The 12,606-nt window shown below is 67.2% G+C and carries 10 protein-coding genes and 1 tRNA gene; 8 read left to right on the top strand and 3 right to left on the bottom strand.

The window, feature by feature from the left end:
- Window positions 1–81: 81 nt before the first annotated feature.
- Both SCNU_RS20590 and SCNU_RS07550 read left to right on the top strand, forming a co-directional pair.
- Window positions 82–219, top strand: a complete 138-nt coding sequence (locus tag SCNU_RS20590) for a hypothetical protein (protein WP_009678765.1) — start codon at window positions 82–84, stop codon at window positions 217–219.
- A gap of 96 nt (window positions 220–315) precedes the next feature.
- Entirely contained in the window at window positions 316–2,001 is a 1,686-nt protein-coding gene (locus SCNU_RS07550; protein ID WP_040517962.1) for an ABC transporter ATP-binding protein, read from the top strand.
- Window positions 2,002–2,007: 6 nt separating this feature from the next.
- Here the strand turns inward: SCNU_RS07550 and SCNU_RS07545 are convergent, their stop codons facing one another.
- Complete coding sequence (locus SCNU_RS07545) at window positions 2,008–2,928, bottom strand: SMP-30/gluconolactonase/LRE family protein (RefSeq protein WP_009678763.1); 921 nt, start codon at window positions 2,926–2,928, stop codon at window positions 2,008–2,010.
- A 109-nt stretch (window positions 2,929–3,037) separates the two neighbouring features.
- Here SCNU_RS07545 and SCNU_RS07540 point away from each other — a divergent pair, with 109 nt between their 5' ends.
- Window positions 3,038–3,613, top strand: coding sequence for a PadR family transcriptional regulator (locus SCNU_RS07540; protein WP_009678762.1), 576 nt, complete (start codon window positions 3,038–3,040; stop codon window positions 3,611–3,613).
- A gap of 49 nt (window positions 3,614–3,662) precedes the next feature.
- Window positions 3,663–5,723 (top strand): NADPH-dependent 2,4-dienoyl-CoA reductase, encoded by a 2,061-nt coding sequence (locus SCNU_RS07535; RefSeq protein ID WP_009678761.1) that lies wholly within the window; start codon window positions 3,663–3,665, stop codon window positions 5,721–5,723.
- 78 nt (window positions 5,724–5,801) lie between these two features.
- Here the strand turns inward: SCNU_RS07535 and SCNU_RS07530 are convergent, their stop codons facing one another.
- On the bottom strand, window positions 5,802–7,571 hold the full coding sequence (locus SCNU_RS07530; RefSeq protein WP_009678760.1) for an oleate hydratase: 1,770 nt from the start codon (window positions 7,569–7,571) through the stop codon (window positions 5,802–5,804).
- A 135-nt stretch (window positions 7,572–7,706) separates the two neighbouring features.
- On the opposite strand from SCNU_RS07530, the gene cmrA reads away from it, so the two are divergent.
- From cmrA to SCNU_RS07515, 3 genes are all read left to right on the top strand, one after another.
- The gene (cmrA, locus tag SCNU_RS07525; protein WP_040518006.1) at window positions 7,707–8,516 is read left to right on the top strand and encodes a mycolate reductase; all 810 of its coding nucleotides are present in this window, start codon (window positions 7,707–7,709) and stop codon (window positions 8,514–8,516) included.
- A 55-nt stretch (window positions 8,517–8,571) separates the two neighbouring features.
- Window positions 8,572–9,171, top strand: a complete 600-nt coding sequence (gene orn / locus SCNU_RS07520; protein WP_009678758.1) for an oligoribonuclease — start codon at window positions 8,572–8,574, stop codon at window positions 9,169–9,171.
- Between the two features lie 101 nt (window positions 9,172–9,272).
- A tRNA-His gene (locus tag SCNU_RS07515) sits at window positions 9,273–9,345 on the top strand.
- A 77-nt stretch (window positions 9,346–9,422) separates the two neighbouring features.
- Here SCNU_RS07515 and SCNU_RS07510 read toward each other — a convergent pair.
- On the bottom strand, window positions 9,423–10,964 hold the full coding sequence (locus tag SCNU_RS07510; protein ID WP_009678757.1) for a DUF1254 domain-containing protein: 1,542 nt from the start codon (window positions 10,962–10,964) through the stop codon (window positions 9,423–9,425).
- A 229-nt stretch (window positions 10,965–11,193) separates the two neighbouring features.
- On the opposite strand from SCNU_RS07510, the gene SCNU_RS07505 reads away from it, so the two are divergent.
- Complete coding sequence (locus SCNU_RS07505; RefSeq protein WP_009678756.1) at window positions 11,194–12,558, top strand: YhgE/Pip domain-containing protein; 1,365 nt, start codon at window positions 11,194–11,196, stop codon at window positions 12,556–12,558.
- Window positions 12,559–12,606 lie beyond the last annotated feature (48 nt).

The following is a 12,606-nucleotide window of genomic DNA, read 5'->3' as shown; positions in this document are numbered from 1 at the left end:
TACGCGATCGGAGAAACTCGGGAAAAGGGCCGGTCCTTTCCTCAGACAATTCTGCGAACCCGACCTGATAAGGAGCACGACATGGCTTACGACAACAACCACCGCCCCGATCAGAACCGCGGCCAGAACTTCGGTTTCATCAACCCGGCCCCGCGTCGCCGCCGCGAGCGCCGCTGGGACAACCGCAATCACCGCTGGTTCTGGGCCTGGGTCCGCTGACCTCGTAGGATCCATCGGGATGCGCCGGCCCGTTCACCCCCATCGGGGCCGGCGCATCCGGGGATCGGAGTCCGATTCGATCAACGAAGAGCATCCATGACCTTTCGAATGGCGATACGCCGATTCTCATTCTTCGTCTCCGGCCAGAGAATTCATCTCACCGGAGCCGCTTTCTTTCTTCTGCTGGCCGCCGGCTGTGACGCCGCGGGCGTCTTCGTCCTCTCCGACGTCGTCGACGGAGCCCTCAATGCGGCAGATTGGCAGTCTTTCGCCCGATTGGCCGCGTTATGGCTCGCTGTCACCGCGGTGAGCGTGAGCGCCGACTACATCGGCATGCTGCTGTCGACGATCGCTTCCGAACGCGTGGTCCTGCGGCTGCGGACACAACTGTTCGCACACGTTCAGCGGCTCGCGCCGATCACCCATCGGCGCCGCGGCCTCGGTGACCTCGTCGTCCGGCACTCCAGCGACCTCGAAGCGGTCGAGCACCTGATCGGTACCGGCATGATGTCGCTCGCGGTAGCCGTCGCGAACGCCGCCGGCCTGCTCGTCGCGGCGTTCCTGATGAGTCCGATCGTCGCGGGCGTCGCCGTCGCGGCGTGCCCGATCCTGTGGGCCGTCTCGGCCTACTTCGGTCGTCTGCAGACGCGGACCACGCACGCCGAGCGTGCGGCCAACAGCGACATCGCCGACTCCATCTACTCCGCCCTGGCCGGCCACGAGACCACGGTGGCCTACAACCGCGAGCCGAGCGAGGCCGACGACCTCGCCCGCCACGGTCGTCGCTGGGCCGACACCCGCATCTCGCAGACCCGCATCGAGGCGGGTTTCGGCAGCATTCTGGGATTCGCCCAGGTCTGTCTGTCGTTGACGGTGACGCTGGTCGGCGTCTGGCAGGTGCGAGAGGGCGCCCTCACCGTCGGCCAGTTACTGGCCCTGACCGGCTACCTGGCCATGCTCTACCCCAAACTGCAGCAGATCGCGGACGTCCGGCTGTCGGTCGCCGAGGCCTGTGTCAGCGCGGCCCGCATCGCCGAGGTCCTCGACGAACCGGTGCATCGCATCGAATCGGCTGACGCCCGACCCCTGCCGCGCCCGGTGCGGACTCCGGTCCCTGTCCGGCTAGACGACGTCTCGTTCGCCTACGACGACCGCGCCGTCCTCCGTGGAGCCGACCTGGATCTGCGCCCGGGAGCGATCACCGCGCTGACCGGTCCGAGCGGCGCCGGGAAGTCCACCCTCGCCGCGCTGATCTGCGCACTCGACGACCCGGACTCCGGCGTCGTGAGCATCGACGGCCACGACCTCGCCGCCGTCACCGGCGCCTCGGTGCGAGAGCAGGTCACCCTGCTCCCGCAGACGCCGCACATCCGGCCCGGCACCGTGGCCGAGAACATCGCCTTCGGTCATCCCGCCGCGACCCGCGAGGAGATCATCGCCGCCGCCGTCGACGCCGACGCGCATCGGTTCGTGGAGTCGCTGCCCGACGGCTACGACACGGTGCTCGCGGGCGACGGACTCGAACTCTCCGGCGGGCAGCGGCAGCGCATCGCGATCGCCCGCGCGATGCTCCGGAACACACCGGTGCTCGTCCTGGACGAGCCGACCGCCGCCCTGGACGACGAGTCGGTGGCCGGTGTCGTCGGGCCGCTGCGTGCCCTGGCACTCGGACGAACCACCCTGCTCATCACTCACGACGCACGGCTGACCGCCATCGCCGACGAGGTGCTGTGCCTGGACGACGGACGGATCCGCCGGCCCGTGCTCAGTGTCGCGGGCTGACCGGAGTCAGCCGCGGAGGTCGAGCACGCCGAGCGCGTTGCCGATGATGGTGCCGAGATAGAGCACGCGGTCCCGCTCGGCGACGCCGGTCACGAAGCCGAAGTCGACGTCGTCGATCCGGATGTCGTGGACGAGCGCGCCGTCGAAGTCGAAGGCCTGGACCCACACCACTTCCTCGGGCGCCGGACCCACCCGTTGCGGTGCGCGGGCGAGAATCTTCCGCGCCCGCAGCGGGAGCCGGAAGATGCCCTCCAGCACCGCGTTCCGCGGTGAGGCGAGCGCCACCCACAGCAGCCCGTCGCTGCCGATCGACATGTTGTCGGGATATCCGCCGAGGTCGTCGACGAAGACGTCGGACGTGCCGGCCGCGTCGCCGGTCAGCCAGTACCTGGAGATCCGGGAACCGCCGGTCTCGGCGACCAACACGTAGTCCGCGTCCGGGCCGAGCACGACGCCGTTGGCGAACTGCAGGCCGTCGCGCAGCATCTCCACCTCCCCGCCGGGCCTGCGCCGCATCAGCCTGCCGGTGCCCGAATGCTCGATCAGGTCCGACCGCCAGCGGTCGATGGTGAAGTTCTGCGACGAGGACGAGAAGTACAACGTGCCGTCCGGCGCGTGGGCGACGTTGCTCGCGAAACGGAGCGGCCGCCCGTCCACCGTGTCGGCGAGGACATGCACCCGCGAGCGGCCCGCGTCCAGCTTCAGCAGGCCACGGTCGTGGTCGCAGAGGTAGATCGACCCGTCGGCGTCGAGGTCCAGGCCGAGCAGCCTGCCCGCCGTGTCGGCGAGGACTCCGACGTCCCCGGTCGACGGCTCGATCGCGAGGAGCCGGCCGTCGTCGATTCCGGTCACGACGCGGCCGTCGGGCAGACAGATCACATCCTCGGGCGCGGTTCCCGGCAGGGCGATTCGGCGAAACGATGTCACGGCCTCTTCATAGCAGGAAACGGACACGTCCGGGCGGCAACCATGCTATGCACCCAAGTTCATATGAACGCTGTTGCATAGCGCAGTGTTGCACTGCTACTGTGCACTCATGGCACTCGAGCATGCGATTCTGGTCTCGCTCTCCGAGCGACCCGGCACGGGCTACGAGATCGGACAGCAGTTCTCCCGGTCGATCGGTTACTTCTGGTCCGCGACGCATCAGCAGATCTACCGAACCCTCAAGAAGTTGCACTCCGACGGCCTGGTGAGCTTCGAATCGATCGCCCAGGACGGCCGACCGGACAAGAAGGTCTACACCCTGTCCGACGCCGGCCGGGACATGCTCGCCGACTGGGTCAACAGCCCGACGCCGCTCGCACCGCTGCGCAGCGACCTCGGCGTCAAGCTGCGCGCAGCCGACCTCGGCGACCTGCCCACCGTGATAGCCGAACTGCGGGCGCATCGGGATGAAGCGGCGGCGATGCTCGCGGTCTACCGCGGATGGGTCGAGCAGTACTACCCCGATCCCGACGCTCTCACCGGCCGCAAACTCGGCCAGTACCTCGTCCTGCGCGGTGGCGTCCGAATGAGCGAGCACACCGTCGAATGGTGCGACGAGGTACTCGATCGATTCCAGCGCGAACTCGACCGGTCCGCGGAGTCCACGTCCGCGGCCACTCCCTGACCCCGACCATCCCCACCGATCCGGTATCCACAAGAAGAGAGGTTGCGCCATGACAGCCCAGACGGCGCCCAACGCCCACTATCCCAAGCTGTTCGAACCGCTGACGATCGGCGGCATCACGCTCGAGAACCGCGTGGTCATGGGATCGATGCACACCGGCCTGGAAGATCGCCTGTGGGACACCCCGAAGCTCGCCGCGTACTACGCGGAGCGGGCCCGCGGCGGCGTCGGCCTGATCATCACTGGCGGATTCGCGCCGTCGCGCACCGGTCAGCTGCTTCCCTTCGCGGGCAAGATGACCAACCACGCCGACGTGCTGCGCCACCGCGAGTTCACCAAGGCCGTCCACGCCGAGGGCGGTAGGATCGCGCTGCAGATCATCCACGCCGGCCGCTACGGCTACACCCCGCTGAAGGTCGCCGCGGGCAGCGAACCCAGCCCGATCCACCCGTTCAAGCACCTCAAGATGACCGAGCAGATCATCTGGCACGTCATCCGCTCGTTCGGCTCGGCCGCGAAACTGGCCCGCCAGGCCGGCTACGACGCCATCGAGATCATGGGCGGCGAAGGCTACCTGATCAACCAGTTCCTGTGCCCGCACACCAACGACCGCACCGACAAGTGGGGCGGCAGCACCGAGAACCGCCAGCGCTTCCTGGTCGAGATCATCAAGGACATCCGCAAGAAGGTTCCGCGCGACTTCCCGATCATCCTGCGTCAGAGCGTCGCCGACTTCGTCAAGAACGGCCAGACCTTCGACGAGATCGCCCTCCTCGCGCAGAAGGCCGAAGAGCTCGGCGTCGACGCCATCAACACCGACATCGGATGGCACGAGGCGCAGGTCCCGACCATCGTCACCTCGGTCCCGCGCGGCGCCTTCGTCAAGTTCACCGAGCGCCTGCGCGAGGTCGTCGACATCCCGCTGATCGCGTCCAACCGCATCAACACCCCCGAGTTCGCCGAGGAGATCCTCGACCGCGGCAAGGTCGACGCCGTGTCGATGGCGCGTCCGCTGCTCGCCGACCCGGACTTCGTGAACAAGGCCCGCGGCGGCCGCTCCGACGAGATCAACACGTGCATCGGCTGCAACCAGGCGTGCCTGGATCACGCGTTCGTCGGCAAGAAGGTCTCGTGTCTGCTCAATCCGCGCGCCGGTCGCGAGACGGTCCTGACGCTGGGCGCCACCCGGACCGCCAAGCGCGTCGCCGTCGTGGGCGCCGGACCCGCCGGACTCTCCGCCGCGGTCTCGGCCGCCCAGCGCGGACACCGAGTCGACCTCTTCGAGGGCGGTTCGTCGATCGGCGGGCAGTTCTCCATCGCCGCCCGGATTCCCGGCAAGGAGGAGTTCAACGAGACCATCCGCTACTTCAGCAGGCAGCTCGAGATCAACGATGTGAACGTGCGCCTCGAGACCCGCGTGACCGCGCAGGAGCTCATCGACGGCGGGTACGACCAGGTGGTCGTGGCGACCGGAGTCGTCCCCCGCGTACCCGCGATCGACGGCATCGACCATCCGATGGTGATGTCGTACGCGGACGCCGTCCTCGGCCACCGCGAGGTCGGTAAGCGCGTCGCGGTGATCGGCGCAGGCGGCATCGGCTTCGACGTCACCGAGTTCCTGACGGTCGACGAGTCGCCCACCCTGAATCTGAAGGAGTGGGAACAGGAGTGGGGCGTCACCGAAGATCTCGACACCCCGGGCTTCCTCACCAAGCCGCGCCCGCTGCCGGCCACCCGCCAGGTCTACATGGTGCAGCGCAAGCCCGGCGGCCAGGGCAAGACGCTCGGCAAGACGTCCGGCTGGGTGCACCGCGCCACCGTCAAGATGAAGGGCGTCGAGCAGATCTCCGGCGCCACCTACGACAAGATCGACGACGCCGGCCTGCACATCACGATCCGGGACAAGGAGGGCAACGTGACCGGCTCACGAGTCCTCGAAGTCGACAACGTGGTCGTCTGCGCCGGACAGGAGTCGGTCCGCGACCTCGTCGACCCGCTCACCGAGGCCGGGGTGATCACGCACGTCATCGGCGGCGCCGATCTGGCCTCCGAACTCGACGCCAAGCGCGCCATCCGCCAGGGCACCGAGGTGGCCGCCGGCCTGCCGTGACCTGACGTCGTAACGGATAAGACTGTGGTTCGGTGCCAGATACTGGCACCGAACCACAGTCTTATCCGTTACCGACCACTAGGGACGCTCGATCAGCTTGTAGTCGACGAGCAGTTTGCCCACCTCGTTGTCGGTGAACTTCTCGTACACCTTCTCCCGCAGGAAGTGCGGTCCCGGGAGTTGCACCTCGGCGCCGTCGCGGAGCCGAGCCGTCGCGTTCAGCAGCGCGCGGACGTCGTACGTCGAGCCGAACACCTCCGGGACCCCGCGCTCGACTCCGAGGAGCGTGTACACCGCCTCCATCGGTGTGCGGACCGAGTACTCGGTGGTGAAGATGCAGTCGCGCGTAGAGCTCTCGGCGAACTGGCCGATGAAGGCGAAGTTCACCGCGCCTTCCGGCACCACGTCGGGTCGGTCCCCCGCCTGCCGCGGCATGAAGAAGGACGTCACGTACGGCATCATCACCGGCACCGTCTTGGCGCCGGTCGCCGCCAGCTCGTCGATCTCCTCGACGGGAACTCCCATGTGGTACAGCCACTCCCGGGTGATCTCCTCTCCCGTGCACTCATTCATCGGCTTCTTGACGTAGTCACCGGGCACGTCGACGAACAGCGAGTAGACCCACGCGACGATCTGGTCCTTCGGCTGGTTCTTGAAGTGCGGCTGGCGGTTCACCGTCCAGCTCAGCAGCCAGCTCGAATCGCGCACCGACACGATTCCGCCCGTGACGACCTTGCCGCTGAACGGATCGCGCTTGCAGATCCTCTGGATGTACTTCGGGATGCGCTCGTCGAGAGTGGTGACCGTCGCGGACTCCCACTTGGTCGCATCGATGTCGCCGGCGAAGACATCGGGACGTCCGAACGACGGATCCTTGGCGGCGATGCGCCGCCACAGCTCCCAGGCGGGCGCGGGCCCGCGGTCGAGCCGAGCGGGCTCGTGGTGACTGCCGTCGTCGGAGTTCTCGGTCAACGATCCGATCGTCATGAACACCAGATCGTCTGCGCCGAGATCGACGCCGCCCGCCTCACCGTCGGCGATCCAGTCGATGCGCGTGGCCTGCTTGCGGTCGCCGTCGATCTCGAAGCCGACGTCGGTGACTTCCGTGGAGAACCGGAACTCGACTCCGCGGTCGAGGAGCCACTTGTACAGCGGCATGACCAGCGACTCGTACTGGTTGTACTTGGTGAATTTGAGCGCCGAGAAGTCCGGCAGACCGCCGATGTGGTGGACGAAGCGATGCAGGTAGAGCTTCATCTCAAGGGCGCTGTGCCACTCCTCGAACGCGAACATGGTGCGCCAGTACAGCCAGAAGTTGCTGGCTAGGAACTCGGAGCCGAAGACCTCGTCGATCCGCTTGTTCTCCATCTCCTCGCGGGTGGCGAGGAAGATCTTCACCAGTTCCTTCTGCGCCTTGTCGCTCAGGCCGAACTCCCCGTTGGTCTGCGCGTCCTTGCCCTGTTCGACGGTGGCCCGTTGCAGAGAGAAGTTGGGGTCGTCCTTGTTCAGCCAATAGAACTCGTCCAGGACGCTGGCCCCGTCGATCTCCATCGATGGAATGGACCGGAACAGATCCCAGAGACACTCGAAGTGGTTCTCCATCTCCCGCCCACCGCGGATCACGAAGCCCTTCTTCGGAACCGCGATTCCGTCGAGTGCGCCGCCGGGGAGGTCGAGCCGCTCGAGAATCGTGATCTTCTCGCCCGACATCTGCCCGTCGCGGATCAGGAACGCCGCGCCGGCGAGTGACGCCAGGCCCGCGCCGACGAACCAGGCCGTCTTGTCGTCTACCCCCTCCGGTTTGCGGGGACGAGCGAATGCCTCGTAATTGCCGCTGCTGTGATACATCGCTTCCTCTGTTCGCTGGGAATCAGTCGGTCGTCGATCGACAGGCCCAGTATGGCCCGCGCCCGCCGGGCTCGCCCGTCATCGACGGACGAGGGTTCGGCGGACTCGGCGACCGCGAACCGTAGACTGTCCGCCATGCCTCTTCCCGTTCCCCGACCCGCTGCGCGCGCCGTGGTCACCGGTGCCTCCTCCGGCATCGGCATGGCCCTGGCCCGGACACTCGCCGAACGCGGGTACTCGCTGATCCTGGTCGCGCGACGCGGCGAGATCCTGGAGAGGCTGGCCACCGAACTCCGCGGTCAGCACGCGGTGGACGTCGACGTCCGCGCCGTCGACCTCTCCGACCTCGACGCCGTCGACCGACTGTGCACCGAACTCGCCGGCCGGGAGATCTCGATTCTGGCCAACAACGCGGGCATCGCGACATTCGGTCCGCTCGCCGATCTGGACGCCGGCTACGAGCGGTCGCAGATGCGGCTCAACGCCAACGCCGTCCACGACCTCACGCTCGCCGTGCTGCCGCAGATGGTGAAGCGCGGCTCGGGCGGCATCCTGATGGTCGGGTCGGCCGCGGGCAACATGCCGATCCCGAACAACGCGACCTATGCGGCCACCAAGGCCTTCGTCAACACCTTCAGCGAATCGCTCCGCGGCGAGCTGAAGGGCACCGGAGTCCACGTCACCCTGCTCGCCCCCGGGCCGGTTCGCACGCACACGCCGTCGGCCGACGAAGCGTCGATCGTCGACAAGCTGGTCCCCGACTTCCTCTGGCACGACTCCCGGAAGGTCGCCGAGATGAGCCTGGATGCACTGGGGCGAAACAAGATGCGCGTGGTGCCCGGTTCGCTGAGCAAGGCGATGTCGGTGGCCGGCGGGTACTCGCCACGAGCGGTGGTCGCACCGATCGTGGGCAGGTTCTACGGCAAGCTCGGCGACGGCGAGTAGGCCGTCACCGCACACGAGCCGACGCGCGACGAGCCCGGCCACTACAGTTGGTCGGGTGCAAGACAAACTCGTGTGGATCGACTGTGAGATGACCGGCCTCGACGTCGGGTCCGACAAGCTCATCGAAATCGCCGCTCTCGTCACCGACAGCGACCTGAACATCCTCGGAGAGGGCGTCGACGTGGTGATCCACGCCGACGACGAGGCCCTCGCGGCCATGCCCGACGTCGTCACCAAGATGCATGCCGACTCCGGGCTCACCGAGGAGGTCCGTGCGTCGACGGTGACCCTCGCCGAAGCGGAGAAGGCCGTTCTGGACTATCTGCGCGAGCACATCACCACAGCCGGCGCCGCTCCCCTGGCCGGCAATTCGATCGCCACCGATCGCGGCTTCATCGCCCGGGACATGCCCGAGCTCAACGCGTACCTGCACTACCGCATGGTCGACGTCAGCTCCATCAAGGAGCTGTGCCGTCGCTGGTTCCCGCCGATCTACTTCGGCCAGCCGCAGAAGGGTCTCGCGCACCGGGCACTGGCTGACATCCGCGAGTCGATCCGCGAGCTCCGGTACTACCGCGAGGCAGCGTTCGTCGCCGCCCCCGGCCCGGACGCCAAGTCGCTCGAGAAGATCGTCGAGAAACTCGGACCCGCGTAAACCTGCTGGTCAGCAACCGATTGGAGTTTCCGGGTGAAAACCCGCTAGAGTATGGGCCTGGCCCGAGAAACAATGTGTGAACATTGCGGTCGGTGCCGATGGTGACTGTAGTTCAGTTGGTAGAGCACCAGGTTGTGATCCTGGCTGTCGCGGGTTCGAGTCCCGTCAGTCACCCCGACGAGAGCGCCTGATCTGTCGCAAGACGGATCAGGCGCTCTCTCGTCGTCCGGGCATCGACCCGAACTCTCGGATCACACCGGCGTGATGTCCGTCGGCTGCCAACTCTTGTCGAAGTAGGCCTTCGTCGGGCTGTAGAAGCGCAGGATCGCGAACCACCCGTCCCCCGGTGCGGTCTGCACCCAGTTGCCGTCGACGACCCCGTCCGGCTGCGACGGGGAGAAATGCAATGTGATCGAACCGTCCGGATCCGGGACCGCAGCCGGTGTCGGGTAGCTCTGCGAGCCCGCCCGCGGATACCGCTGGTCGGTGACGAGCATCGAACGAGTCTGGTTGTCGTAGAGGGTGATCGACCAGAACGCAGCGCCGGGGATGCCATCGGGCAGCGTCACCGTGTAGTGCCTGCCGCCGTCGAGGCCGTCGCCGTTCGCGTCCATCGTCGCACCGATGTACTGCGAACCCATGCCGGTCAGGTTCATGCACATCGCGGGAGTGATGCCGGTCGCCAGGTAGAAGAAGGACGCGCGGGCGAGGTTGAGCTTGGCTCCGCGGTCCGGGAACGGCTCCAATCCGTTCGCGGTGATCAACGGCGGCGGCGTCTGGAAGCTGTAGCCGCCCGCGAAAAGCGGTGACGTCCAATGCAACCCGGTGCCCGGATAGAAGCTGAAGCCCTCGGCCTCCCGCGGGCGGAAGGCCACCGAGCGGGTCACCGCGTTCGCCGTCGCGGCCGCCTCCTCCAGAATGCCGCGCATCCGGTCGTCGGGCGCGAAGTCCAGCCCGTGGCGGATACCCGCCCCGGCGATCGGGGCGGCGATCTCGGGATCGAGCGCCGACGCCGGCTCGGCCTGAATCGCCTCGTTCAGCATCTCGTAGAAGGTGGTGTCGACCGGAATGATGGTGCTGATCGCCAATCCGGAGCCTTCGACGAACCTCGGCGTCGCGAGTTCCTCGACCTGCCCCAGCGGTGTGTGCCCCTGCAGGAACGTGCCGACGGGGAATCCGATGCCCCCCGGTGCGTACCGCGCGAACGACAGCTGCTCCTTGATCCGAGCGACCGCCGGCGCCGGGTCGTCGTTCTCCAGGAACGCCCGGCCGATCACGCTGATCCGGTTCGTCCGCGACCGGAAGACGTGGTAGCCGCCCGACGGCAGCGGGCCGTCGTAGTCCGGACCGGCGAACAGGTACAGGCCGCCGTGCCCGCGATCGGGTCCCGGAACGCCGAAGTCGGTGATCCATCGCCACCACATGTCGTCGACGATCGACAGCGTCCGCTCCGGAGCCCGCATCACCATCGGCCCGTCGGACAGATCGAGGAAGGTCCAGAAATAGACGGTGTCGGCGTTCGCGGTGAGGAACAGCGACCGCGAGTCCATCAGCGAGCTGGTGAGGAAGACGTCCCCGTCCTCGATGCCCGCGGCGAGGAAGCCCTTGTGCGCCGCCCACAGTGAGACGGCCGGATAGCCGTTGACATACGCCTGATAGGCGTTGATTCGGTCGGCGACACCGTAGGCCGCGTCGGCGGATTCCACCGTCGGGACGCCCAGCGGAAACTCAAGTGTCCCAGCCTCTGTCATCACTTCGGCGGGAGTCGTATAGGAACTCAGATCGTAGGTCATGGTTCTCCTCGGAAGGTGCGTCGCGCACATGCTCGACCGCGTGATCCGATGGTGACACAACCGGCCGGATTCGACAGCTGTGTCCGGCTGCGCCCCGACCGTCCGCATGAACGAACGACACGAACGGCCGACTGGAATGAGTTCTCGGCTCCCGTCTCGCGCCCCCGCTCGGTACGCTCGGCGTGCGGCCGGCCACGACCACCGGCGACGACAGCGGGAGGGACCGTCGATGGACGAAGAACACTCTGAGCCGAGCGAGTCCACGAGCGAGAAGGGCCGTGCGCTGCGGTCGTGGCGCCTGTGGCTCTCCCCCGTGATCCTGGTGACGCTGGTGATGTCGGCGATGGCCGCGCTGTATCTCAGCAGCATCCTCGACCCGAATCACAACCTCCGCGCCTTCCCCATCGCCGTCGTCAACGAGGACGTCGGGGCCACCGATCCGACCGGCGCCCACGTGAACTTCGGCGACGAGATGCAGACGACCGTCGAGTCGAAGGTCGACGCCACCCAGGTCCGACTGGAGAACCTCAGCCGTGATGAGATGACCTCGCGGATGCGTGACGGCAAGCTGTACGGCGCGATCACCGTGCCGGCCGATTTCACCGCCAAGACGATGGCGCTGGCCCAGGCCTCGCTCGGGCCGTCCGGCGCACAGCGGCCGCAGGTCACCGTGCTCACCAATCCCCGATCCGGAACCCTGGGCAGTTCCCTGGTCACCTCGATGAGCTCAGCCGCACTCGCCGAGATGAACAAGACGCTCGGCGCCCGGCTGACCGAGTCGGTCAACGGCCTCGCCGCCCAGCAACGACCGCCTGCGCAGGTCAGCGGAGCCGCCGCGATGGTCCTGGCGCAGCCGATAGACATCGTGACCGTTCCCTTCGAGCCGCTGCCCGCGCACACCGGACTCGGCCTGTCCGCCTTCTACTACGCACTGCTGGTCCTGCTCGCCGGCTTCACCGGCGCGATGCTCGTCAACACTCTCGTCGACGGCTCGCTGGGATTCGTCGCGTCGGAGATCGGCCCGCGGATGATCCTCCGGCGCTCGCTCGGCCTCAACCGGTTGCAGGCCCTCCTGATCAAATGGGGCGTCATGGTGGCGACGAGCGTCGTGGTCTCGACCGCCTATCTCGGGATCGCGTCGGCGCTGGACATGCCGGTCGAGCACCGATCGACGCTCTGGGCCTACAGCACCCTGGCGATCATCGCGGTCGGCATCACCGCGCTCTCCGTGGTGTCGGCGTTCGGCGGCATCGGCATGCTGATCAACATGTTCGTGTTCGTCTTCCTCGGGCTGCCGTCGGCCGGTGCGACCATCCCCCTCGAAGCCGCGCCCCGCGCTTTCGCGTGGCTGTCGTCGTTCGAGCCGCTGCACCAGGTGTACCTCGGTGTCCGCGCGATCCTGTACTTCGACGCGCGTGGCAGTGCGGGCCTCACCCACGCGGTGATCATGACCCTGATCGGCCTCGCCGTCGGCGTCGCAATGGGACTCGGCACCGCCTACTACTACGAGCGCAAGGGCCTGCCGCGCCTGACGGTGCACGATCTCGCGCAAGAACGCACGACGGCCGCGGTCACCACGACTGATCCGATCTGATCCGGCTCCACCCCACGGCCCCTGTCGATATCCGCGACCGCCGTTCGT

The sequence above is a fragment of the Gordonia neofelifaecis NRRL B-59395 genome (assembly GCF_000192435.1).
In the GTDB taxonomy this organism is placed as follows: domain Bacteria; phylum Actinomycetota; class Actinomycetes; order Mycobacteriales; family Mycobacteriaceae; genus Gordonia; species Gordonia neofelifaecis.
The sequence above is the reverse complement of the archived record's forward strand: the minus strand, read 5'-3'. Positions and strand labels throughout refer to the sequence as shown.